At 72.7% G+C, this 22,326-nt stretch carries 21 protein-coding genes and 1 pseudogene; 13 read left to right on the top strand and 9 right to left on the bottom strand.

All coding sequences use genetic code 11. From position 1 onward, the window contains the following. Both ACLBYE_RS20800 and ureG read left to right on the top strand, forming a co-directional pair. Positions 1-246 (top strand): annotated as a pseudogene (locus ACLBYE_RS20800) (hypothetical protein); the annotation flags it as partial. A 9-nt stretch (positions 247-255) separates the two neighbouring features. After that, a complete protein-coding gene (gene ureG, locus ACLBYE_RS20805; protein ID WP_020091939.1) occupies positions 256-873 on the top strand; it encodes an urease accessory protein UreG in 618 nt (205 codons plus the stop codon). A 39-nt stretch (positions 874-912) separates the two neighbouring features. On the opposite strand, the gene ACLBYE_RS20810 is transcribed toward ureG, so the two are convergent. Further along, positions 913-1,143, bottom strand: a complete 231-nt coding sequence (locus tag ACLBYE_RS20810; protein ID WP_447695612.1) for a hypothetical protein — start codon at positions 1,141-1,143, stop codon at positions 913-915. A gap of 208 nt (positions 1,144-1,351) precedes the next feature. On the opposite strand from ACLBYE_RS20810, the gene ACLBYE_RS20815 reads away from it, so the two are divergent. Both ACLBYE_RS20815 and ACLBYE_RS20820 read left to right on the top strand, forming a co-directional pair. Continuing rightward, complete coding sequence (locus ACLBYE_RS20815) at positions 1,352-1,555, top strand: DUF3311 domain-containing protein (protein ID WP_056528530.1); 204 nt, start codon at positions 1,352-1,354, stop codon at positions 1,553-1,555. Next, positions 1,552-3,012, top strand: coding sequence for a sodium:solute symporter family protein (locus ACLBYE_RS20820; RefSeq protein ID WP_447695613.1), 1,461 nt, complete (start codon positions 1,552-1,554; stop codon positions 3,010-3,012). Before ACLBYE_RS20815 ends, ACLBYE_RS20820 begins: the two co-directional genes overlap by 4 nt. Before the next feature lie 6 nt (positions 3,013-3,018). On the opposite strand, the gene ACLBYE_RS20825 is transcribed toward ACLBYE_RS20820, so the two are convergent. The 4 genes from ACLBYE_RS20825 to ACLBYE_RS20840 are packed head-to-tail and all read right to left on the bottom strand — an operon-like array spanning position 3,019 to position 6,506. Beyond that, complete coding sequence (locus ACLBYE_RS20825) at positions 3,019-3,792, bottom strand: ABC transporter permease subunit (protein ID WP_447695614.1); 774 nt, start codon at positions 3,790-3,792, stop codon at positions 3,019-3,021. Next, positions 3,789-4,760 carry an ABC transporter permease gene (locus ACLBYE_RS20830; protein WP_447695615.1) on the bottom strand — a complete coding sequence of 324 codons (972 nt, stop codon included), beginning with the start codon at positions 4,758-4,760 and terminating at the stop codon, positions 3,789-3,791. Before ACLBYE_RS20830 ends, ACLBYE_RS20825 begins: the two co-directional genes overlap by 4 nt. Further along, entirely contained in the window at positions 4,757-5,815 is a 1,059-nt protein-coding gene (locus ACLBYE_RS20835) for an ABC transporter ATP-binding protein (RefSeq protein WP_447695616.1), read from the bottom strand. The genes ACLBYE_RS20830 and ACLBYE_RS20835 overlap by 4 nt, the downstream gene beginning before the upstream one ends. Before the next feature lie 4 nt (positions 5,816-5,819). Then, complete coding sequence (locus tag ACLBYE_RS20840) at positions 5,820-6,506, bottom strand: Crp/Fnr family transcriptional regulator (protein WP_447695617.1); 687 nt, start codon at positions 6,504-6,506, stop codon at positions 5,820-5,822. A 244-nt stretch (positions 6,507-6,750) separates the two neighbouring features. Here ACLBYE_RS20840 and ACLBYE_RS20845 point away from each other — a divergent pair, with 244 nt between their 5' ends. After that, positions 6,751-7,653, top strand: coding sequence for a UDP-3-O-acyl N-acetylglycosamine deacetylase (locus ACLBYE_RS20845; RefSeq protein ID WP_447695618.1), 903 nt, complete (start codon positions 6,751-6,753; stop codon positions 7,651-7,653). 9 nt (positions 7,654-7,662) lie between these two features. Here ACLBYE_RS20845 and ACLBYE_RS20850 read toward each other — a convergent pair whose 3' ends face one another. Further along, positions 7,663-8,727 (bottom strand): HD-GYP domain-containing protein, encoded by a 1,065-nt coding sequence (locus ACLBYE_RS20850; RefSeq protein WP_447695619.1) that lies wholly within the window; start codon positions 8,725-8,727, stop codon positions 7,663-7,665. A gap of 265 nt (positions 8,728-8,992) precedes the next feature. Here ACLBYE_RS20850 and ACLBYE_RS20855 point away from each other — a divergent pair, with 265 nt between their 5' ends. After that, a complete protein-coding gene (locus ACLBYE_RS20855; RefSeq protein ID WP_447695620.1) occupies positions 8,993-10,858 on the top strand; it encodes an ABC-F family ATP-binding cassette domain-containing protein in 1,866 nt (621 codons plus the stop codon). A 10-nt stretch (positions 10,859-10,868) separates the two neighbouring features. On the opposite strand, the gene ACLBYE_RS20860 is transcribed toward ACLBYE_RS20855, so the two are convergent. Further along, entirely contained in the window at positions 10,869-12,173 is a 1,305-nt protein-coding gene (locus tag ACLBYE_RS20860; protein ID WP_447695621.1) for an aspartate aminotransferase family protein, read from the bottom strand. A 92-nt stretch (positions 12,174-12,265) separates the two neighbouring features. Between ACLBYE_RS20860 and ACLBYE_RS20865 the strand changes: the two genes are divergently transcribed. After that, on the top strand, positions 12,266-13,120 hold the full coding sequence (locus ACLBYE_RS20865; protein WP_447695622.1) for a LysR substrate-binding domain-containing protein: 855 nt from the start codon (positions 12,266-12,268) through the stop codon (positions 13,118-13,120). 243 nt (positions 13,121-13,363) lie between these two features. On the opposite strand, the gene ACLBYE_RS20870 is transcribed toward ACLBYE_RS20865, so the two are convergent. After that, positions 13,364-14,029, bottom strand: a complete 666-nt coding sequence (locus ACLBYE_RS20870) for a hypothetical protein (protein ID WP_447695623.1) — start codon at positions 14,027-14,029, stop codon at positions 13,364-13,366. 725 nt (positions 14,030-14,754) lie between these two features. On the opposite strand from ACLBYE_RS20870, the gene ACLBYE_RS20875 reads away from it, so the two are divergent. The 6 genes from ACLBYE_RS20875 to ACLBYE_RS20900 all read left to right on the top strand — a co-directional run bounded on the left by ACLBYE_RS20875 (position 14,755) and on the right by ACLBYE_RS20900 (position 21,160). Then, positions 14,755-15,819, top strand: a complete 1,065-nt coding sequence (locus tag ACLBYE_RS20875) for a WcbI family polysaccharide biosynthesis putative acetyltransferase (RefSeq protein WP_447695624.1) — start codon at positions 14,755-14,757, stop codon at positions 15,817-15,819. Positions 15,820-15,899: 80 nt separating this feature from the next. Next, the gene (locus tag ACLBYE_RS20880) at positions 15,900-16,928 is read left to right on the top strand and encodes an alpha/beta fold hydrolase (protein WP_447695625.1); all 1,029 of its coding nucleotides are present in this window, start codon (positions 15,900-15,902) and stop codon (positions 16,926-16,928) included. 185 nt (positions 16,929-17,113) lie between these two features. Beyond that, a complete protein-coding gene (locus ACLBYE_RS20885) occupies positions 17,114-17,551 on the top strand; it encodes a GlcG/HbpS family heme-binding protein (RefSeq protein ID WP_091976607.1) in 438 nt (145 codons plus the stop codon). A gap of 2 nt (positions 17,552-17,553) precedes the next feature. Beyond that, positions 17,554-19,140: a peptide ABC transporter substrate-binding protein gene (locus ACLBYE_RS20890; RefSeq protein WP_447695626.1), complete on the top strand. Its 1,587-nt coding sequence runs from the start codon at positions 17,554-17,556 to the stop codon at positions 19,138-19,140. Next, complete coding sequence (locus ACLBYE_RS20895; RefSeq protein WP_447695627.1) at positions 19,137-20,060, top strand: ABC transporter permease; 924 nt, start codon at positions 19,137-19,139, stop codon at positions 20,058-20,060. Before ACLBYE_RS20890 ends, ACLBYE_RS20895 begins: the two co-directional genes overlap by 4 nt. After that, a complete protein-coding gene (locus tag ACLBYE_RS20900; RefSeq protein WP_447695628.1) occupies positions 20,057-21,160 on the top strand; it encodes an ABC transporter permease in 1,104 nt (367 codons plus the stop codon). Before ACLBYE_RS20895 ends, ACLBYE_RS20900 begins: the two co-directional genes overlap by 4 nt. 26 nt (positions 21,161-21,186) lie before the next feature. Here ACLBYE_RS20900 and ACLBYE_RS20905 read toward each other — a convergent pair whose 3' ends face one another. Beyond that, entirely contained in the window at positions 21,187-22,143 is a 957-nt protein-coding gene (locus tag ACLBYE_RS20905) for a D-2-hydroxyacid dehydrogenase family protein (RefSeq protein WP_447695629.1), read from the bottom strand. Between the last annotated feature and the right edge of the window lie 183 nt (positions 22,144-22,326).

The raw sequence follows: 22,326 nt of genomic DNA on the forward strand, positions 1-22,326 counted from the left end.
GCGGCCCCCGCCCCCCCCCCCGCGGCCCCCCCCTCCCCCACCCCCCCCCCCCCCGCGCCCCCCGGGCCCGCGCCCGTGGGTCAGGCCGCCGGCACGCGGGTCGTTGCCGCCCTCGCGCCGCGCCTCGCCGGGCTCGCCGAGGCGGCCGCGACGGCGGATCTCGACGCGCTCGGTGCCGCCACCTTCCGCCTGGATCTCGGCTCCTTCCGCCACGAGACCCAGTATTCCCGCATCTTCCGATCCTGAGCCCGCAGCATGACCTCCACGAACGGCCCCCTCCGCGTCGGCATCGGCGGACCTGTCGGTTCCGGCAAGACCGCCCTGATGGAGCAGCTCTGCAAGCGCTTCCGCGACCGCTACGAGATCTGCGCCATCACCAACGACATCTACACGAAGGAGGACGCGCGGATCCTCACGGTCGCGGGCGCCCTGCCGGAGGAGCGCATCCTCGGCGTCGAGACCGGGGGGTGCCCGCACACGGCGATCCGGGAGGATGCCTCGATCAATCTCGCCGCCGTCGCCGAGATGAGCCGGCGCTTCCCGAAGCTCGACCTCGTGCTGATCGAGTCCGGCGGCGACAACCTCGCGGCGACGTTCTCGCCGGAACTCGCCGACATCACGCTCTACGTGATCGACGTCGCCGGCGGCGAGAAGATCCCCCGCAAGGGCGGTCCGGGAATCACCCGGTCCGACCTGCTGATCGTCAACAAGACCGACCTCGCGCCGCTCGTCGGCGCCGACCTGTCGGTGATGGAATCCGACACGCAGCGGATGCGCGGCACCCGGCCGTACGTGTTCGCGTCCCTGCGCGAGGGCGCGGGCGCGGACGCGGTGGCGCGTTTCGTCGAGGAGGCGGGCGGCCTTGGCCGCTGAGTCGACGCGCCGGTCCGGGCGACTGGCGCGTCACGTTTCCTAGCGGCCGGCCTCGGCCGAGCGCGCGCGGACCGACGACGTGCTCGGGGTGCCCATGAGCGCGTCCAGGCGGCTCATCCGCGCGTTGAAATCGTTCAGGACGGTCTGGCGCGCCTTGATCGCGGCGCTGGGCTGTGCCTTGGCGGGGGCGTGCCGCGGGCGGGCCTCCGCCTGGACCGCCGGAACGGCGAGGAGCGCGGCCAGCGCCGCGATGGTCAGAGTGCGGGTCATCGTGAAATCCTTCGGCATCCGCCGTGTCGGACGGCGCGACGCTGCGCGAGGATAGGCGCGCCCGGAGCGCGGCCGCGTGCGCGAGCGCACAGCACGCAGACGTGATCGGGACGCGATCGGGATGAGCGCCGATGGGCAATCGCGGCGTTGACAGCGGTCCGTGACTGATTCAACCCGCGATATCGGGGCCTTCTGAACGGTATCGCGCATGCGAAATCTGCGGTGGCTGGCCGCCCTGCCCTTCCTCGGCATCCTGGTCGGCCCGTTCTTCCTGAACCGGGTCGAGCCCTTCGTGTTCGGATTGCCGCTGCTCCTCGCCTGGCTGGTGTTCTGCGTGATCGGAACCTCCGCCGTGATGGGGGTGATCTACCTGACCGACCCTCAGAACCGCGCGCCGGAGGATCCCCGATGAGCATCGCGCTCGTCATCGTGGCGGCCGGCTTCGCGCTGGCGATCGGGCTCGGTCTCTACGCGCGGCTGGGCCGCGAGATGGGGCTGGAGCAGTGGACCGTCGGCGGCCGCGGCTTCGGCACCGCCCTGGTCTTCCTGCTGATGGCCGGGGAGATCTACACGACCTTCACGTTCCTCGGCGGCTCCGGCATCGCCTACGGCAAGGGCGGCCCCGCCTACTACATCCTCTGCTACCTGACGCTCGCCTACGTCACCTCGTACTGGCTGCTGCCGCCGGTCTGGCGCTACGCCAAGCAGCACAACCTCTACACGCAGCCCGACTTCTTCGCGCGCAAGTACGGCAGCCGCGCGCTCGGCATGCTGGTGGCGCTCGTGGGGATCGTCGCCCTCGTCCCCTACCTCGTGCTGCAGTTCAAGGGCCTCGGGATCATCGTCTCGACGGCGTCCTACGGCGCGATCTCGTCGACGACCGCGGTCTGGATCGGCGCGGCCGCGCTCACGGCCTACGTCGTGGTGTCGGGCGTGCACGGCTCCGCCTGGACGGCCGTGATCAAGGACACCAGCATCCTGTTCGTGGTGGTGTTCCTCGGGATCTACCTGCCGGTCCACTATTACGGCGGCTACGAGGGCCTGTTCACGGCGATCGAGGCGGCGAAGCCCGGCTTCCTGGCCCTGCCCGACCGCGGCCAGAGCCCGACCTGGTTCACCACCACGGTGCTGCTCACAGCGCTCGGCGGCTACATGTGGCCCCACACCTTCGCGTCGCTCTACACGGCGCGCGAGCCGGGCGCCTTCCGCCGCAACGCGGTGATCCTGCCGATCTACCAGCTGATCAACCTGTTCGTGTTCGTGATCGGCTTCACCGCCGTGATGCAGGTGCCGGGCCTGACGGGGCCCGACGTCGACCTCTCGCTGTTCAAGCTCTCCCTCGCGACCTTCCCGCCGTGGGTGATCGGGCTGATCGGCGCCACGGGGGTGCTGACCGCCCTCGTCCCGGGCTCCATGATCCTGATCGCCGGCGTCACCCTGGTGGCGAACAACCTCGTCCGGCCGCTGCGCCCCGGCATGGACGACGCCGCGACCGCGCGGCTGTGCAAGATCCTCGTGCCGGTGCTGGCGCTGGTCTGCGTCGGCTTCACCCTGTCGGGCGGCGACACGATCGTGCAGCTCCTGCTCATGGGCTACAACTTCGTGACGCAGCTCTTCCCCTGCTTCATCACCAGCCTGATGCGCCGCAATCCCCTCGACCGCCGCGCCGCCATCGCCGGCATCGTGGCGGGCGTGGCCACCGTGGCGGCGACGGTCCTCTCCGGGTTCAGCCTGGCGAAGCTGCCGGTCCTGGGACCGCTCCAGGACGTGAATGTCGGCATCGTGGCGCTGGTGGTGAACATCGTCGTGACGGTCGCCGTCGCGCAGATGGTGCGCGGGGGCGCGACCGCGGCGCAGGCCGCGGAGTGACGCCGCTCAGCCCTGTCCGCGGCGGGCGGTCAGCCAGGACGCCAGCAGCACCGCGACGCTCACCAGCCCGACGAGGAGGGTCGAGGCCGCGTTGATCTCCGGGTTCACGCCGAGCCGGACCTGGCTGTAGAGCCGCATCGGCAGGGTGGTGGAGCCCGGGCCGGAGACGAAGCTCGCGATTACCAGGTCGTCGAGCGACAGGGTGAAGGCGAGGAGCGCGCCGGCCGCGAGGGCGGGCGCGAGCAGCGGCAGCGTCACGGTCATCAGCACGCGCGCCGGCGCCGCCCCGAGATCGGCCGCGGCCTCCTCGAGGGACCGGTCGAGTCCGCGCAGGCGCGCGCCGACCACCACCGCCACGAACCCGGTGCAGAAGGTCGTGTGCGCGATGACGATCGTCGCGAGGCCGCGGTCCAGCCCGATCCCGATGAACATGAGCAGGAGCGACAGCCCGATCATCACCTCCGGCATCACGATCGGCCCGAAGACGAGACCCGTGAACAGGGCGCGACCGCGGAAGCGGCCCTGCCGCTCCAGGGCGAGCGCGGCCAGCGTCCCCAGGATCGTGGCGAGCAGGCTCGCGAGGACAGCGACCTTCAGGGAGACCCAGGCGGCCGACAGGAGCGGCGCGTCGGCGAGCAGGGCGCCGTACCAGCGGGTCGAGAACCCGCCCCAGACCGTCACCATCGGCGAGGCGTTGAACGAGTACACGATCAGCACCGCGATCGGCCCGTAGAGGAAGCCCAGGCCGGCCACCAGGGCGGTGCGGGTCACCCAGCTCACGGCGCCTCGCCCTCGCCCGCGCGCAGGCTGTCCCGGAACAGCACCACCGGTCCGATGACGATGGCGAGGATCAGCACGGCGACCGCCGCGGCGAGCGGCCAGTCGCGATTCGAGAAGAACTCGCTCCAGAGCACCCGGCCGAGCATCAGCGTCTCCGACCCGCCGAGCAGGTCCGGGATGACGAACTCGCCGACCATCGGGATGAAGCAGAGCCCCGCGCCGGCCGCGATCCCGGGCAGGCTGAGCGGCACGGTCACGGTCCAGAACACCCGGCTCGGCGAGGCGCCGAGATCCGCCGCGGCCTCGCGCAGGGTCGGATCGAGGCGGTTCATCACCGCGTAGAGCGGCAGCACCATGAAGGGCAGGTAGGCGTAGACGAGCCCGACGATCACCGCCGCGTCGGTGTTGAGGATCGTCAGCGGCGCGTCGATCAGGCCGAGCCGGCGCAGGGCGAGATTGAGCAGTCCCTCGGGCTTCAGGATCGCGATCCAGGCGTAGATCCGGATCAGGAAGCTCGTCCAGAACGGCACGATCACCAGCGCCACGAGGAGCGGCTGCCAGCGGGACGGCGCCCGCGCCAGGGCGTAGGCGAGCGGCGTCCCGAGGGCGACGAGGAGCAGGCTGGCGACGCCCGCGTAGGTCAGGGAGCCCAGGGCGGCGTCGCGGTAGAGGGGGTCGGCGGCGAGCGTGAGGTAATTGTCGAAGTTCAGGGCTTCGAGGAAGGCCGACCAGCCGTCGAGCCCGCCGCGCCAATCGAGCAGCGGCAGGTAGGGCGGGATCGCCGTCGCCGGCTCCGAGAGGCTGATCTTCAGGGTGATGACGAAGGGCAGCAGGAAGAACGCCGCCAGCCACAGGAAGGGCGGCAGGCGCGCCAGACGGTCGAACAGCCGGCCGCGCTTCCGGACGCGCGCGGACCCGGCCTCCGTTCGCCCGGTCGCGCGGTCGGCCTCCGCTCCCGCGGCCCTCATGCCGGCAGGATCACGGCGACGTCGGCGGGGAAGCTGGCCCGTGCGTCCGAGCCCGGCGCCGCGGCGGTCTCCGCGGGCCGCCCGCTCGCCCGCAGCGTCGCGCCGTCGGGCAGGCGCAGCGTCCGGCGCACCCGGTCGCCCAGGAACACGGCGTCGGCGACGACCACCGGCAGCCCCTCGGCGCCCAGCACCACGTCCTCGGGCCGCACCGCCACCACGACCGCGGCCCCCTCCGCGAGCGCGGCCTCCGCGACGCCCCGCACGGGGCCGTGCGCGGTCTCGACCGTGCGGACCGTGTCGGCGCCCCCGGCGCCGATCCGGCCGGGGATGAGGTTCACGTCGCCGAGAAGGCCGGCGACGAAGCGGCTCGCCGGGCGGCGATAGAGGTCGGCCGGCGGCCCGACCTGGATCAGGCGGCCCGCCTCCATGACGCCGATCCGGTCGGCGAGCATCATCGCCTCCTCGGGATCGTGCGTGACGACCACGAAGGCGGTGCCGAGGCGGCGCTGGACCGCGCGCAGCTCGCCCTGCGTCTCCTCGCGCAGGCCGCGGTCGAGCGCGCCGAGCGGCTCGTCGAGCAGCAGCAGCTTCGGCTCCCGGGCGAGCGCCCGGGCCAGGGCGACCCGCTGGCGCTGGCCGCCCGAAAGCGTCTCCGGGCGACGGTCGCCGAATCCGTCCAGGCGCACGAGCTTGAGCAGCTCCGACACGCGCTCCGCCACGGCGGAGCGGGCGAGGCCCTTCAGCCCGTAGCCGATATTGCCGGCCACGCTCATGTGCGGGAACAGGGCGTAGGACTGGAACATCATGTTGACCGGCCGCCGATGGGGCGGCAGCGCGGTGAGATCCTGCTCGCCCAGCAGGATCCGCCCCGAGGTCGGGCTCTCGAAACCCGCGATCATGCGCAGGAGTGTGCTCTTGCCGCAGCCGGACGGGCCGAGCAGGCAGAAGAACTCCCCCGCCTCGAGGTCGAGGGACACGGCGTCGACGGCCCGATGGGTGCCGAAGCGCTTGGTCAGCTCCTCCAGCCGCAGGCGCGGCGCAGGCCCCTCGGACAACGGATCAGGAATCCTCGCGCAGCGCCTCGGCCACGCGCGCTTCCAGGAGGTCGGGCCGGCGCAGGACCAGGGCGCCGCGGGTGCGGTCGACCAGTCCCTCCGCCGCCATCGCGGTGAACTCCCGGGTCACCTGCTCGCGGCGGCAGCCGATCCGCGCGGCGAGCACGTGGTGGTAGGGCGGCGGCGAGACCACCCGCTCGCCCGCCGTGCCGGCCCGCGGCACGGAGAGGCGGAGCAGCTCGGCGTAGAGCCGGTGCTTCAGGTCGAGCAGGGCGTGCTCCATGAGCCGCGTGTTCAGCTCGCGCACACGCTTGGCCAGGAGGCGGAACAGCCGGTCGGCGATCGCCTCGGAGGCGAACACGATCTGCCGGAAGACCGCCGCCGGCACCACGCAGACCTCGCCGCGCGTCAGCGCCGTGACGTTGGCCGAGCGGCCGATCCCGTCGATGGCGGCGAGCTCGCCGAAGAAGGCCCCGCCCCGCATCTCGCCCAGGATGACTTCCTTGCCGGACTGGGTGCGGTTCAGGATGCGGACCTCGCCGGAGGCGATGAAGTACACGTCGGTGGAGATATCGTCGAAGTCGACGAGGACCTCGTTCTCGTCGAAGCGGCGCCAGTGGCAGCGGGGCTCGTAGGGGCTGAGCTCGATGCCGGGATCCTTGAAGAAAGGTATTGTCCCCAACCGCGCCATCGATCGTGTTCCCTCAACTCCGGCCTCCGTCCCTGCCCTGACGGGGGCCGGCCAGCAGATCTGGGGACGGGAGCAGCCCGCACAGTGAAGCCGCGCCCCGCCGGGGCGGTGCTGGATCGATCGGGCGCCGCAATCGTGACGGTCGCGGGCGGGGCGGTCAAGCCGCGTCCCGATGAACAGGAGTTTATTAGCGTGGATCAGGTATCAGGGCTAAATTCCTGGCCCGCCGAGGCGGGCAGTATCGATGCATCAAGACGTACCTTTCCCGCGCTCGACATCCTCCACCGGTCCCCGCCAGCAGGCGACGCTCGCGCGCCCCTTCGAGCGTTCGGGCCGCAGCCTCCATTCCGGGCGGCACGCCACGGTCCGCGTCAGCCCCGCCCCGGCCGGCCACGGCATCGTCTTCCGCCGCCACCTGAGGGACGGACGGGCGGTCGACGTGCCCGCCCACTGGCACTACCGGGAATCGCAGCCGCTCTCCTCGGCGCTGCGACGCGACGGCGTCCTCGTGCGCACGATCGAGCACCTCATGGCCTCGCTCAGCGCGCTGCGGATCGACAACGTGCTGGCCGAGATCGACGCCGACGAGTTGCCGATCTTCGACGGGAGCGCGACGCCCTGGTGTGAGGCGATACGGATCGCGGGTCGGCGCGAGCAGAGCCTGCCCTGCCGGGTGATCCGCCTGCTGCGCACGGTGGCGGTCGAGAACGGGCGGCGCCGCCTCGAGATCGAGCCGGGCCCGGGCCTGCACATCACCGGCCACGTCGCGCTGGCGCATTTCGGATCGATCGACTGGTCGGGCGCGATCACGCCGGACTCCTTCGAGCGGGAGATCGCGCCGGCCCGCAGCTTCGGGCGCTACGCGCGGGCCATGGCAGGCCGCGCCTACGGCTACCTGATGCGGAACGACTTCCTGCAGGGCGTCTCGCCCCGCTCGGCAGCGCTGCTGGTGCGCGGGCACGTGCTGGGCGGGATGCGCGTCCCCGGCGAGCCGGTCCGCCACCGCATCCTCGACCTCGTCGGCGACCTCGCGCTGGCGGGCCACCCGGTCGAGGGCCGGATCTCGGCGTTCCACACGGGGCACGAGCTGAACCACGCCCTCGTCACCGCCCTGATGCGGGACGGCAAGGCCTGGGAACTCGTCTGAGGGTCGGGTTCAGGCGGAGGCGCGGCGGGGCGTCTCGCAGGCGACCGCGACCGCGCCGAAGGCGCGGACGAGGTCCGCATCGAGCTTCGTCCCCATCGACTCGAGGATGGCGTAGGCCTCGCGCGGGGCCTTCGGCGCCTTGTAGGGGCGGACCTCGATCAGCGCGGCGAAGATGTCGGCGATGGTGATCAGCCGGACGAGGTCGGGGATCTGCTGCCCGCGCAGCCCGTCCGGATAGCCCGACCCGTCGAGATACTCGTGGTGCGAGCGGACCACCGACAGGGTCAGCGCGTCGTAGTCGCCCGTGAGCAGCATCTCGTGTCCGAGCGCCGGGTGGCGCGCCATCTCGGCGCGCTCCGTCGGCGTCAGCGGCGCGGGCTTGTTCAGGATCGCGAGGGGAATCTTGGCCTTCCCGATGTCGTGGAGCAGCGCGCCTTTGACGAGGTAGCGCGAATCCGCCTCGTTGAGCCCCAGGACGCGCGCGAACTCGGCCGCGATTCCGGCCACGCTCAGGCAGTGCCGGTGCGTGACGTCGTCGAAGCTCGCCACGACCCTGAGCCATTCGCGCACCTTGGCCTCGCGGATCGCCTGGTTGACCAGGTCGGCGCCGTTCTCGACCAGCGCGGCCGGGGGCGCCTGATCGGCACGGAACAGGCTGACGAAGGCCGAGCGGGCCTCGTTCACCTGCTCGCGCCAGTTGCCGGTCTGCGGCGGGGCCTTGGCGGCTCCGATCAGGGTCGCGACCGCGTTCAGCAGCATGACGTTGACCGCAGCGGCCGGCATTGCGCGGGTCGCGCCGAGGGCGGTGGCCTGGATCTCGCCGCGGCCGAGGTTGCCGTGGATCAGGGCCAGGAACGGGATGCCGGGCTCGCGCGCCGTGGACAGCGCCTGGCGCAGGCGCCGCACGGATTCGGAGGTCAGCGCGCTGACGTCGCTGATGATCAGCGCCGCCCCCCGCGGCGGGACGGCGTCGCCGTAGAGGTCGTGCAGCACAACGGGCGTGACGCCGCCGAGATTGCGCGCGAGCCTCTCCGCGCGCTCGACATCGTCGGTCAGGATCAGGGTCTGGCCCAAGATTCCCCCCTGTGGCTCGCCCCCGCCCGGGCGCTTCGCCGGCTCGCGTGCCGACGTTCTAGAGCCGATGAACGCACTATCAGCGTCTATTTGCACAGCACTCGCCGCAGGTTTGACGGCATTCCGTTAAAAATCCGACAGCCGAAGCTGATGTTTCAAGCTTAAAATAGGCGTCGCGTTGTGTCGGGGGGCGTCACGGGGCCGCCGGCCAGCCCGCGCGACGGCGGCGCTTGCCTCGCGGCGTCCGGACCGCCAGAACGCCGGCATGCTGCGTGTCAACGACCTCACCTATCGCATCGGCGACCGTCTGATTCTCGATTCCGCGAGCTTCACGATCCCGGAAGGGGCCCGCGTCGGGCTGGTCGGGCGCAACGGGGCCGGCAAGACCACCCTGTTCAAGGCCATTCTCGGAGACTTGCCGGTCGACGCGAAGTCGGTGTCGCTGCCCAAGGGCATGCGGATCGGCGCCGTCGCCCAGGAGGCGCCGGCCGGACCGGAGACGCTGCACGCGGTCGTGCTCGCCGCCGACACGGAGCGCGCCCGCCTGATGGCGGAGGCCGAGCACGCGGACGGTCTGCGCCGGGCCGAGATCGAGACGCGGCTCGTGGATATCGGCGCCCACTCGGCGCCGGCCCGGGCCGCCGCGATCCTGCACGGGCTGGGCTTCGACGCGGCGGCCCAGGCGCGGCCCTGCGCCGACTTCTCCGGCGGCTGGCGCATGCGCGTGGCGCTCGCCGCCGTCCTGTTCTCGGAGCCGGACCTGCTGCTCCTCGACGAGCCGACCAACTACCTCGACATCGAGGGCACGCTCTGGCTGTACGATTACCTGGAACGCTACCCGCGCACCGCGATCATCATCAGCCACGACCGCGACCTGCTCGACACCAGCGTCGACCACATCCTGCACCTCGACCGCGGCAAGCTGGCGATCTACCGCGGCGGCTACACCAGCTTCGCCAAGCAGCTCTCGGAGAAGCGCGTCCTCCAGGCCAAGGCGAAGGCCAAGCAGGATGCCGAGCGCGCCCACCTGCAGAGCTTCATCGACCGCTTCAAGGCCAAGGCCACCAAGGCGCGGCAGGCGCAGTCGCGGATGAAGCGGCTCGCCAAGATGGAGCCGATCGCCGCGCTCCTCGAGGACGACGTGCCGGTGATCCACCTGCCGAGCCCGGAGAAGCCGCTGTCGCCGCCGATCGTCGCCATGGAGCGCGTGAAGGCCGGCTACGGGGACCGGATCGTCCTGACCGGCCTCGACCTCAGCCTCGCGCCGGACGACCGGGTCGCGCTGCTGGGCGCGAACGGCAACGGCAAGTCGACCTTCTGCAAGCTGATCGGCGGCCGGCTCGGGCCGGTCGCCGGCGAGGTGAAGCGCTCCTCCAAGATGGAGGTCGCCTACTTCGCCCAGCACCAGCTCGACGAGCTGCGCCCCGCCGAGAGCGCCTACGCGCATGTCCGGACCCTGATGCCGGATGTCCCCGAGGCGAAGGTCCGCAGCGCGACGGCGCGGCTCGGATTCGGCGCCAACAAGGCCGACACGCCGGTCGAGAAGCTGTCGGGCGGCGAGAAGGCGCGGCTGCTCATGGGGCTCGCGGCCTTTCACGGCCCGCACCTCCTGATCCTCGACGAGCCGACCAACCACCTCGACATCGAGAGCCGGCAGGCCCTCGTGGAGGCGATCAACGACTACGAGGGCGCCGTCATCCTCGTCTCGCACGACCGGTTCCTCGTCGAGGCCTGCGCCGACCGGCTCTGGCTGGTCGCGGACGGCACGGTGAAGACCTTCGACGGCGACATGGACGATTACCGGCGCTTCGTCCTGTCGGGGCCCGAGCGCGAGGTCGAGCGCGACTCAGAGCCCTCCGGCGGCCAGAAGGCCGAGGCGCGCCGCGCCGGCGTCGAGCGCCGCGCGGCCCTCGCGCCCCTGCGCAAGCGGCTGGAGGCGATCGAGGCGCGGATGGCCAAGCTGACCGCGGCCATCCAGAAGATCGACGCGGCCCTGGAGGACGGGTCCGCGTTCCGGGAGAACGCCGCCAAGGCCGGCGAGATCGCCAAGATGCGGTCGGACGCCGCGACCGCGCTCGCCGCCGCCGAGGAGGAGTGGCTGACGGTCAGCGCGGAGATTGAGGCGGCCTGACGGGGCCGCCTCACACCGCGCCTTCGATCGCCCGCTCCAGGATGTCGACCCCGAGGTCGATCTCCGCGTCCGTGGCCGTGAGCGGCGGGGCGATGCGGAACACGCCGCCCATGCCGGGCAGCTGCACGATGTTCATGCTCAGCCCGAGCTCGAGGCAGCGCCGCGTGATCGCGTCGCCGAGCTCCGGGGCCGACACTTTCGTGTCCCGGTCGGCCACGATCTCCACGCCCTGCAGGAGGCCGCGCCCGCGCACGTCGCCGATGCAGGCGAAGCGCTGCTGCAGCGCCCGCAGCCGCGCCGCGAGCCGCGCGCCGGCCGCCTCGGCCCGGCCGACCAGCCCGTCGCGCCGGACGATCTCCAGCACCTTGAGGCCGACCGCGGCGGGAAGCGGGTCGGAGACGTGCGTCGTGTAGAACAGGAAGCCGCGGGCGTGGCAGAGATCCTCGATCTCCGGCGTGGTCAGGACCGCCGCGAGGGGCAGGCCGGCGCCCAGGGTCTTCGACAGGGTGAGGATGTCGGGCACCACCCCGTCGCGCTCGCAGGCGAACATCAGGCCGGTGCGCCCGATGCCGGTCTGGGCCTCGTCGAGGATCAGCAGCATGCCCCGCTCGTCGCACTTGCGCTTGAGCGCCGCGAGGTAGCCGGGCGGCAGTTCGAGGATGCCGCCGGAGCTGAGGATCGGCTCCGCCAGGAAGGCGGCGAGGTTGCCGGTCGACTGCCGGTCCACCAGCGCGAAGGCGTAGTCGAGCTCGGTCTGCCAGTCGGCGGCCCCGTCTCGCGCGAAGGTCGGGCGGTAGGCGTTCGGGGCCGGGATCGCGAAGGACCCGACGGGGGCCGGGCCGTAGCCCTTGCGGCCGGCGCTGTAGGTGGCCGAAGCGGCCCCCGCCGTCATGCCATGCCACGACTGCGCGAAGCTGACGATCTCCCAGCCGCCTGTGGCGAGCTTGGCCATGCGCAGGGCGGCCTCGTTGGCCTCGGCGCCGGTGGTCAGGAGAAGCGCGCGCTCCAGCCCGCCGGGGGCGAGGCCGGCCAGCGCGGTCGCGAGGTCGACCACCGGCCGGCTCAGCATGCCGCTGAACAGGTGATCCAGGCGCCCGACATGGTCGGCGACGACGGCAGCGATCTCGGGATGCCCGTGACCCAGGATCGCGCTCATCTGGCCGGAGGTGAAGTCGAGGATCTTCCGGCCGTCCGCGTCGTAGACGAAGCTGCCCTCCGCGCGTTCGATGATGACCGGCGCGAAGGCGCCGCCGTAGCGCACGAGGTGCCGGCGCGCGCGCGTCCAGAAGTCGGGGTCGTCGTTCCGCGTCGTCATCGATCCGGGTCCCGTGGCAGGCCCCGCCATGCTAGGACCGCCCGCAACCCCAGAGAAGCTTATAGTTCTGAACCGAGGGTTCAGCGATCCTGATGGCCCGCAGCCTCGACATCGACCTCCTGCGCAGCTTCGCCACGGTGGCGGAGACGGGCGCGCTGAGCCGGGCCGCCGAGCGGGTCGGGCGCAGCCAGGCCGCCCTCAGCATGCAGATGAAGCGGCTGGAGGATCTGGTCGCGCAGCCGCTACTGCGACGGACCGGGCGCGGGGTGGCGCTCACGGTCCAGGGCGAGCGCCTCCTCGTCCACGCGCGCCGGATCCTGGCCTCGCACGACGACGCGGTGGCGGAACTGTCCGGTGGGCGCCTCAACGGCACGCTCAGGTTCGGCTGCCCGGACGATTACGCGCAGGCCTTCCTCCCCACCCTGCTGCGCGGCTTCGCGCACCTGCACCCCGACGCGGCGATCGAGGTGGTCTGCGGCGCGACGCCCCGTCTGGAGGACCGGCTCGCCCGCGGCGGGCTCGATCTGGCCCTCGTCTCGGTCCCGCTGGCGGCCGGGCGGGAGATCCTGCGGCGCGAGGACCTCGTCTGGGTGGCGCCGCGCGGCGCCGCCGCGCCGTGGCCCGACCCGCTGCCGCTCGCGCTCGGCGATCCCGACACGCTCGACCACCGGGCGGCGCGGGCCGCCCTCGAAGCGGGCGGGCGCGCGTACCGGATCGCCTACGCGAGCGGCAGCCTGTCCGGGCTGCTGTCGGTGGCGCGCTCCGCCCAGGCGGTCGCGGTCCTCACCCGCGCCGCGGTCCCGCCCGACCTGCGCGTCCTGAGCCGCGGCAGCGGCCTGCCCGCGCTGCCGCGGATCGGCCTGACGATCCGCCTGGACGAGGCGCACGCCGCGCCGCTGACCCGCGCCTTCGCCGCCCACCTGCGCGCGGTGCTGCCGACGCTCTGATCGCGCCTGCGCGCCGCGCGCTAGAGCCGTTCCCGATCGGGTTGGGACGCAGGCGATCGGCGAGCCCGTGCCGAACGAGGCGCGGGTCCCCTCTCCCGCACGGGAGAGGGGGGCTGGCGCGGCTGGCGAGACCGGGCTCGCCGTCCTTCCCGACCGTTGCAACATGGTCGGATACGGCTCTGGTTCGTCCGAGTGGCCAGACCCGGTCCGGACGCGGCCGTCCCGAGCCGGTCGGGCCTGTCCCTAGCCCTCCGCGGACGGCTTCCGCCAGACGACGACGATCTCGTCGTTGTCGACGTTGATCCAGTTGATGTGGGTGCGTGGGTGGGCTTGGCGGATCGTCTCGAAATGCGCGCTGTTGCAGAGCAGGTAGATGTCGCTCCCCGTGTCGTTTAAACCGGCCTCTGCCTCGCGCAGGACGGAGCGGAGGCTCGGACCCGGCAATTGCACGGCCCGGAACCGCCGGCCGGCCACGTCCGGAAAGGCCAGGCTCCAGGCCGCCGTGACCCGCGGGCTGTCGTACGCCACGACTGTGTCGGCGCCGACGAGCCGGGACGGGCTGTGATCCAACCGGACATCCTCGCTCCAGTTGCGATTGGCGGCGCCGATCGTCTTCGTCGTCTCCGGCGACACGACCGGGGTCGTCGCCGTGGCCGTCGCCATCGCGGCGGCCACGACCTGCGTGCCCCGCCGGTCGGTCACGTCGAGCGCGGCGTCGATCACCTGGATGCGGTTCTCGACGAGCGCGAAGACGGCCCCGGCCGCCTCCGGCGTGAGCGTGTAGATCGACCGCGGATCCGGCGCCGCGACGGGCTTCACGTCGCGCGCCGGGGTGAGCGCGATCGCCTCGCCGGGCGGCGCCTTCTGTGCGGCCGCCGTGAGCGCGGCCATCGGAGGTACGTAATCCATCGCGCAGTCTCCAGCTTTCGACCCGATGCGGAACCCGGCCTCAGACCCGCGCAGCGCCGTCGCCCGCGCATCGGCCGGTTGCCGACGGCCATGCGGGCGTGAATCGACGACCGTCGCGGCGATGCGGAGGAGCGCCACTGCGGGCATGCCGCGGCTGCGCCGTCCGAGCGGCTCGGACCGAGGCCGGTTGTCCGGGCAGGTCGGTCGGGAGCGCGCCGCGCCCGTCGGAGCGGCCGCTGACGCGGAGTCACGGCGAGAGAGAGGGTCCACCTCGGTCATCGGGGGCCTGCCGGTCCTCATGACCGCGAGCGCCCAGTCCGCGAGCTTCATGCTTCGTTGAATCGGATTTGTATCCAACGACTTGACTCTGTCAACGGCGCGCAGGTTGAATCGTCTCCGTGACAGAGTTTCGTGGCCGCGCATATTGCGGCGACATCTTTGGAATTGGGCGGCCTTTGTACGCGTTGCTTCCGCTTTTTTTCCAGAGATGGCGGGCGGCGCTCCGAATAATCGAGATCATCGAGCGGGTCCCTCCGGGCCCGGTCGATCCACAGGCGGCGCGCGTCGCCGTGAGCCGCGGCTCCGCCGTGCGGGTCGCGCGAGCCGTCCCGCGGTCCGCACCGCGAGGGGGCTCCTCCCGAAGGACGCGATCGGCGGTCCCGGCCCGCGAGATCCGCACGGGTGCGGTGTTTGCCCGCGGCCCGCGGACATGCGAGAGAGGCCGGATGTTGACCGTCGATAGCCTCTGGCGCGCGCGGCACCGGCTCGCGCAGTTCGGGAAGAAGCGGACCGGCTCGCCGCGCATCCTCGTGATCGGTGTCTGCCAGGCCGGATCCATCGCCAAGACGATGCGCTACCTGCTGCCGCACGCCCAGGTGGATTTCGTCTCGGCCTTCACGGCGTCCCGCCGGTTCCCGCGGCTCGCCGACCTGATGGCGCACGCGGACGGCTACGACCACGTCTTCACCAGCATCTACCTGCCCAAGTTCAAGGGCGGCGGCACGATCGACACGCTGCGGACGCACCCGAAGGTCCGTCTGATCCCGACCATCGTGTTCAGCGCCTACCATCCCGACCTCGTCCACGTGGGCGTTCAGGATCACGTCACGCTGAACGGCCTGATCTCGGGTCCGATGGGGCACTCGCACTCCGCGATCACGCTGTTCGCCTACCTGTCGGGCTTCTCGCAGGCGCAGGCGCTGCGGCTGTTCTCCGAGCCGGTCTTCGAGCGCCTCGGATACTTCAATCTCTGGGACGAGTCGGTCGCGTACCTGCGCGGCCTCGGCGTCCAGGCCGGGTACGATCTCGACACGCACCTCACGCGCTGGGCGCGTCGGGGCTGCTTCATGCACTCGATCAACCACACGAAGCTCTACGTGGTGGCCGACCTCGCCCGCGGCCTGCTGACCCGGGCCGGCGTGCCCTTCGAGGAATGCGACCTCGACGCGTTCCTCCCGGACGATCTCGGCGGCCAGGGCAGCTGGCCGGTCTATCCGGAGATCGCCCAGCATTACGGCGTGCCCGGCAGCGCCCTGTTCTTCAAGGCGGAGACGCGCCGGTCCGGCCCCGCGCGCACGATGAGCCGGCCCGAATTCGTCGCCGCCTCCTACGCGAACTACGACCGCCGCGAGCGGAAGCTCCTGATCTCGCAGCGCGTCCAGGGCTGGCTCAACGACGCGCCGACGGTGGACTTCCTGCGCGAGGCCGCGGGCCGGGGCGAGTCGCCGGCGCGGCCGGCGAGCCGGGCCCCGGCGGTGAATGCCGGCAGCCTCGCCGGCCACGCCTCGTAGCGTCCGGAAGGGCACTTCCCCGCGGGCCCGGCGTTGTCGCGCACGGCCCGCCGTCGCGGGAAGGACGTCGAGGTGTTCCGATGAGTTCCGTGTCCCGCCATCGCACCGGTCGCGCCGCGACCGCGGCGGCCCTGACGCTCGCCGGCTCGGCGGCGGCCCTGGTCGGCTGGAGCGCGCTGGCGGTGGACCGGCGGATGACCCTGCCGCCCGCCCTGCCGGGCCGCCACGAGCGGATCCGGACCCGCCGCGCCGGCGCGCTGTCGCTCTACGGCTCCGCTGAGGCCGAGGGCGTGCCGCTCCTGCTGATCCACTCGATCAACGCGGCGGCCAACGCCTACGAGGTCCGGCCGCTGTACCTGCGCTACCGCGGCACGCGCCCGGTCTACGCCCTGGAACTCCCGGGTTTCGGCTTCTCGGAGCGCTCGCGCCGCCGCTACACGCCGCGCCTGATGGTGGAGGCGATCCACGCGGCGGTCGACGAGATCCGGAGCCGGCACGGCGGATGGGCAATCGACGCCCTCGCCCTGTCGCTCTCGTGCTCGTTCCTGGCGCGGGCGAGCCTGGAGCGGTCCGACGCCTATCGCAGCCTCGCGCTGGTGAGCCCGACGGGATTCGACGCCCGCCTCTCCGGGGAGGGTCCGCCGGACGGCCACCGCGGCCGCGACTGGCTGCTCCGCGTCCTAGACCGCCCCCCTCTCGGGCGTCCCCTCTTCGACGCGCTGGTCACGCGGCCGAGCATGCGGTTCTTCCTGGAGAAGACCTTCGGTTCCTCCGAGATCGACGAGGGCTCGCTCGCCTACGATCACGCCTCGGCTCACCAGCCCGGTGCCGAGCACGCCCCGTACTGCTTCATCGCGGGCCACCTGTTCCCCACCGACGCGACCCGCCTCTACGAGCGCCTCCGCCTCCCGGTCTGGATGGTGCACGGGGAGCGCGGCGACTTCGTCGACTACCGGCTGGTGCCGCGGGTCGCCGACCGGCCGAACTGGCGCGTCGACACCCTGCCGACCGGCGCGTTCCCGCATTTCGAGCGGCCGGAGGCGGTGGCGGCCGGCTACGACGCGTTCCTGGCGAGCATCATCCGCCTGCCGGCCGCGCGACCGGCGTGATCCGTCAGCGCGCCCGCGGGACACCGGCGCGCAGGCGCTCGCAGGCCGGCGGGTCGAGGTCGCGCCGGCCGCCGAACGACGAGGTCGTGTAACGGAGGCCGCAGCGATCCGCGTCGGTGGACCCGGTGCGCGCCCGTCCGTAAGGATGGAGACGCCGCCCGGAGCGGCGTCCGTGTTGGAATCCGATGATCGACCTGACCCTCGAGGCCGCCCGCACCGTCGTCGACACCGCCCTTCGGGAGGCGCGCGCCCGCAACCTCAAGCCCCTCGCCGTCGTCGTCTACGATGCCCGCGGCGCGCTGAAGGCGGTCGCGGTCGAGGACGGCACGTCCCTGCGCCGGGCCGAGATCGCGAGTGGCAAGGCCAACGGTGCCCTGGCGCTGGGCCTCGGCTCCCGGGCGATCCACGCGCGGGCCGAGCAGCAGCCCTACTTCGTCGCCGCCGTGACGCACCTCGCCGGGCCCGACGCCCTCGTGCCGGTGCCGGGCGGCGTGCTGATCCGCTCGGGCGAGGGACGCCTCCTCGGCGCGGTCGGCATCTCCGGGGACACCTCCGACAACGACGAGATCTGCGCGGTGGCGGGGATCGAGGCGGCCGGCCTGAAGCCGGACACCGGCGCCTGACCGTGCGCCCGCGCCGGCGCGACTGGCTGGTCGGCGCGTTCGCCCTCGCGGCCGTGCGGCCCGCCCGCGCGGCCGACGCGCTCTACCGCCGCGGCAACGACGCCGATCCCGAGACGCTGGACCCGCACCGCTCGTCCACGGTCGCGGAGGCGCACATCCTGCGCGACCTCTGCGACGGGCTGCTCACCTACGACAACCGGGGCACGATCATCCCGGGCGCCGCGCGCGCCTGGTCGATCTCCGAGGACGGGGTGAACCTGCGGTTCGACCTGCGCCCCGACGGCCGCTGGTCGAACGGCGAGCCGGTCACCGCCGACGACTTCGTCTACGCGTTCCGCCGGATGCTCGATCCGGCCACGGCGGCGAAATACGCCGAGATCCTGTTCCCGATCCGCAACGCCGCCGCCGTGAACCGCGGCGAGACGCCGGCCGACGCCCTCGGCGTCGCCGCCGAGGCGCCGCTCCGGCTCGCGATCGCGCTGGAACAGCCGACGCCCTACATCCTGGAGCTCCTGACCCACCAGACCGCGCTGCCGGTCCACCGCGCCTCGGTTGAGCGCTACGGCGACAGCTTCACCCGGCCGGGAAACCTCGTGACCAACGGACCCTACCGGCTCGCCGACCGCGTGCCGGGCGGCGCGATCACGCTGGAGGCCAACCCGCACCATCCGGACGCCGCGAGCCTCGCGATTCCGCGGGTCGCCTTCCTGCCGACGCCCGACATCGCTGCCGCGGTGCGCCGCTACGCCGCCGGCGAGATCGACTCGCTCTCCGACCTGCCCGTCGACCAGATCGCCGACCTGCGCCGCCGCTTCGGGCCGCAGGTGGTGCTCGGCCCCTCGCTGGGGCTCGCGGCGCTGGTGGTGAACACCCGCAAGGCGCCGTTCTCGGACCGCCGCGTCCGCCGGGCGCTGTCGCTCGTGATCGACCGCGAGTACCTCGCCGACGGCCTCAACGGCGGCACCATGAGCCCGGCCTACTCCCTGTGCCCGCCCGGCCTCGACAATTACCGCACGCCCCCCGAGACCGAGGGCCGCCTCGGCCTGCCGATCGACCACGAGGCGAAGGCGCGCCGCCTGCTCGCGGAGGCGGGGTTCGGCCCGGACCGGCCGCTCACGGTGGAGTACCGGTTCAACATCAGCGACAACAACCGCACCATCGCGGTGGCGCTCGGCGAGATGTGGCGCGACCTCGGGATCGTGACGCGCTACGTCTACACGGACGCGAAGACGCATTTCGCCTACCTGCGCGACGGCGGCGACTTCGACGTCGCCCGCTACAGCTGGATCGCCGACTATTCCGATCCGCAGAATTTCCTGTTCCTGCTCCAGAGCGGGAATGACGGCATGAACGCCGGCCACTGGTCGGACGCCGCCTACGACGCCCTGATGGCGCGGGCCGCCACCGAGCGCGACCTCACCCGCCGGGCCGGCCTGCTCTACGACGCGGAGGCGATCGCCCTGCGCGAACTGCCGTGGATCCCGCTGATGCACTACCGCTCCAAGGCGCTGATCGCGCCGCGGCTGCACGGTTACCACCCGAACCTGCGCAACGCCGCGCCGACCCGCTTCATGAGGCTCGACGCGTGATCCGCTTCATCCTGCGCCGCCTCCTCCAGGCGGTGCCGACGCTGCTCGCCGTGGTAATCGTCAGCTTCTTCCTGATGCGGCTCGCCCCGGGCGGCCCCTTCGACCTGGAGCGGCCGCTGGCGCCCGCCGCCATGGAGAATCTGCGCCGGGTCTACGGCCTCGACCGGCCGCTGATCGCGCAGTTCGGCAGCTACCTCGCGGCGCTGGCGCGGGGCGACCTCGGTCCGTCCTTCTCGTTCCGCGACCAGAGCGTCCTCGGCCTGATCGCGCGCGGCCTGCCGGTCTCCGCGACGCTGGGCGCCCTCGCCCTCGCGCTGGCCTCCGCGCTCGGCGTCGGACTCGGGATCGTGGCGGCGCTCCGGCGCGGCGGGTTCGTCGACCGGCTCCTCGGCGTCGGGGCCGCCCTGACCCTCTCGCTGCCGAGCTTCGTGGTCGCGCCGCTGCTGCAGATCGCCTTCGGCCTGACCCTGCGCTGGCTGCCGCTCGGCGGCTGGAACGACGGCGCCCCGAGCCACCTCGTCCTGCCGGTGACGACGCTGGCCCTGCCGCAGGTCGGTGCCCTGGCCCGGCTCACCCGGACCTCGCTCGCCGAGGCCCTGCGGACGCAGCCGGTCCGCACCATGCGCAGCCTCGGCCTGCCGCCGGCCCGCGTCACCCGGCACGCCCTGCGGGGGGCGCTGCTGCCGGTGGTCGCCTATCTCGGACCGCTGGCGGCGGCCCTGCTCACCGGCTCGGTGGTGGTCGAGACGATCTTCGGGCTGCCGGGGATCGGCCGGTACTTCGTGGAGGGTGCCCTCAACCGCGACTACACGCTGGTGATGGGCACGGTGCTGCTCGTCGCTGGGCTGGTGATCCTGCTCAACCTCGCCGCCGACCTCGCCTGCGCGTGGCTCGACCCGCGCCTCCGGGTGGCGGCGTGACCGCGGCCGCCACGGCGCCGGGCCCGGCCCGGCGCGCCGTCCTCCGGTTCGCGCGGGAGCGGACCGCCGTGGCGGCGCTCGCCGTGCTGGTCCTGATCGCCCTCGCCTGCCTGGTCGGCCCGGGCCTCACCGGCCACGACCCCGAGCGCGCCTATCCGGACCTCCGCCAGCTCCCGGCCGGCCTCACCGCGCAGCCCGACGCCGCGCGTCTCCGGCCGGCGCTCGAGCGCCTGGCCTTCCGCATGCGCGCGCGGCTCGACGCCGTCGCGCGCGACGGCGACACGTTGCGGCTCACCCTCGGGTCCGACGCCGGCGTCGACCGGCGCAGCCTCGTCTACCTGCCGCGCTCGGCCCTGTTCGGGACCCCGACAATCCTGGACGAGCGGGACGGCGGCCGCGGGCTCGTCGTGGCGGTGCCGGTCCGGCACCTGCACTTCCCCCTCGGCACCGACATCCAGGGCCGCGACCTGCTGACCCGCTGTCTCGTCGCGGGCCGGATCTCGCTGGCGATCGGGCTCGCCGCCAGCCTCGTCGCCCTGCTCATCGGCGTCGCCTACGGGGCGACGGCGGGCTTCGTCGGGGGCGCCGTCGACGCCGTGATGATGCGCGCCGTCGACGTGCTCTACGCCCTCCCCTTCGTGTTCTTCGTGATCCTGCTGCTGGTGTTCTTCCGCCCGAGCCTGCTGCTCATGCTGGTGGCGATCGCCGCGGTGGAGTGGCTCGACATGGCCCGGGTGGTGCGCGCCGTGACCCTGTCGCTGCGCGAGCGCGACTTCGTCCGCGCCGCGCGGGCTCTCGGCCTCGGGACTCCCCGGATCATCCTCCGGCACATCGTGCCGAACACCCTCGGCCCGGTGGCCGTGACGGCGACGCTGCTGGTGCCGCAGGTGATCCTGCTGGAGAGCTTCCTGTCGTTCCTCGGGCTCGGCGTGCAGGAGCCGCAGACCAGCTGGGGCGTCCTGATCGCCGAGGGCGCCCGCTCCATCGAGGCGGCGCCCCACCTGCTCGCGGCCCCGGCCGCGTTCCTGATCGCGACCCTGGTGGCGCTCAACCTGATCGGCGACGGCCTCGCGGACGCGCTGGACCCCCGCCGGGACTGAGTCCGGGTCCGGCGGGCTCCGCGACGTCAGCCCAGTTGCCGGATCGGGGCGCCGGCGAGCCAAGCCTCGATGTCCTCCACCGCCTGGGTGAAGAAGGTCCGGTAGTTGTTGCGCGACACGTAGCCGAGATGCGGCAGCGCCAGCACGTTCGGGAGGCGTCGGAACGGGCTGTCGGGCGGCAGCGGCTCGGTCTCGAACACGTCGAGGCCCGCGCCGGCGATCCAGCCCTCCTCCAGCGCCTGGACCAGCGCGGCCTGATCGACGATCGGCGCGCGCGAGGTGTTCACGAGAAAAGCGTCGCGGCGCATGCGGCGCAGCTCGGCCGCGCCCAGGAGGCCGCGGGTCCGGTCGCCGAGCACGAGGTGGATCGTGACGACGTCGCTCGCCTCCAGCAGGGCCTCCTTCGAGGCCGCCCGCTCCACTCCGGCGGCGGCGGCGCGGCCATCGTCGAGGTTCGGGCTCCAGGCGATCACCCGCATGCCGAAGGCGCGCCCGATCTCGGCCACCCGCGTCCCGATCTTCCCCAGGCCCAGAACGCCGAGGGTCGCGCCGGCGAGATCGGTCCCGATCGTGCTCTGCCAGGGGCCGCCCGCGCGCAGGGTCAAGCTCTCCGGCGCCACGTGGCGGGCCAGTCCGAGGATCAGCGCCCAGGTCAGCTCCGTCGGCGGCGTCGGGCTCGAATCGGTGCCGCAGACGACGACGTTGCGCGCGCGAGCCGCCGCGAGGTCGATGGCGAGGTTGCGCATGCCGCTGGTGACGAGGAGTTCCAGCCGCGGCAGCCTTTCCAGCAGAGCCGCCGGGAACGGTGTCCGCTCCCGCATGATCACGAGGATCTCGGCCTGCGCGATCCGCGCCACGAGGTCGTCCGGGTTCGGGATGTGCTGGCTGATCGCGGAGACCGCGACGCGGTCGGAGAGGCGCGCCCAGTCCGCCAGCGCGAGGGCCGCCTGCTGGTAATCGTCGAGGATCAGACCGGTGCGCATGGGGATGGGGTAGGCCTCGACGGGCGGAGCGTCAACGGATGCGGGGCGCACGACGCCTAGGGCGTCTCTGCAAAGGGGTTCACAGGCTGGGAGGTCAGGCCCATGTGGGCTTGATGCGACGCTTTGAACTGACTGACGCGCAGTGGGAGCAGATCGCCCCGCTGCTGCCTCCGCAGAAGCCGC

This window comes from Methylobacterium sp. A52T (assembly GCF_053346095.1).

Excerpts from the sequence above, each read along its gene's own strand:
- ACLBYE_RS20880 (WP_447695625.1), top strand. The coding sequence starts at position 15,900 with ATGAGTTCCGTGTCCCGCCATCGCACCGGTCGCGCCGCGACCGCGGCG.
- ACLBYE_RS20845 (WP_447695618.1), top strand. The coding sequence starts at position 6,751 with ATGCATCAAGACGTACCTTTCCCGCGCTCGACATCCTCCACCGGTCCC.
- ACLBYE_RS20870 (WP_447695623.1), bottom strand. The coding sequence starts at position 14,029 with ATGGATTACGTACCTCCGATGGCCGCGCTCACGGCGGCCGCACAGAAG.
- ACLBYE_RS20820 (WP_447695613.1), top strand. The coding sequence starts at position 1,552 with ATGAGCATCGCGCTCGTCATCGTGGCGGCCGGCTTCGCGCTGGCGATC.
- ACLBYE_RS20830 (WP_447695615.1), bottom strand. The coding sequence starts at position 4,760 with ATGAGGGCCGCGGGAGCGGAGGCCGACCGCGCGACCGGGCGAACGGAG.
- ACLBYE_RS20860 (WP_447695621.1), bottom strand. The coding sequence starts at position 12,173 with ATGACGACGCGGAACGACGACCCCGACTTCTGGACGCGCGCGCGCCGG.
- ACLBYE_RS20815 (WP_056528530.1), top strand. The coding sequence starts at position 1,352 with ATGCGAAATCTGCGGTGGCTGGCCGCCCTGCCCTTCCTCGGCATCCTG.
- ACLBYE_RS20885 (WP_091976607.1), top strand. The coding sequence starts at position 17,114 with ATGATCGACCTGACCCTCGAGGCCGCCCGCACCGTCGTCGACACCGCC.
- ACLBYE_RS20840 (WP_447695617.1), bottom strand. The coding sequence starts at position 6,506 with ATGGCGCGGTTGGGGACAATACCTTTCTTCAAGGATCCCGGCATCGAG.
- ACLBYE_RS20875 (WP_447695624.1), top strand. The coding sequence starts at position 14,755 with ATGTTGACCGTCGATAGCCTCTGGCGCGCGCGGCACCGGCTCGCGCAG.
- ACLBYE_RS20855 (WP_447695620.1), top strand. The coding sequence starts at position 8,993 with ATGCTGCGTGTCAACGACCTCACCTATCGCATCGGCGACCGTCTGATT.
- ACLBYE_RS20905 (WP_447695629.1), bottom strand. The coding sequence starts at position 22,143 with ATGCGCACCGGTCTGATCCTCGACGATTACCAGCAGGCGGCCCTCGCG.
- ureG (WP_020091939.1), top strand. The coding sequence starts at position 256 with ATGACCTCCACGAACGGCCCCCTCCGCGTCGGCATCGGCGGACCTGTC.
- ACLBYE_RS20810 (WP_447695612.1), bottom strand. The coding sequence starts at position 1,143 with ATGACCCGCACTCTGACCATCGCGGCGCTGGCCGCGCTCCTCGCCGTT.
- ACLBYE_RS20865 (WP_447695622.1), top strand. The coding sequence starts at position 12,266 with ATGGCCCGCAGCCTCGACATCGACCTCCTGCGCAGCTTCGCCACGGTG.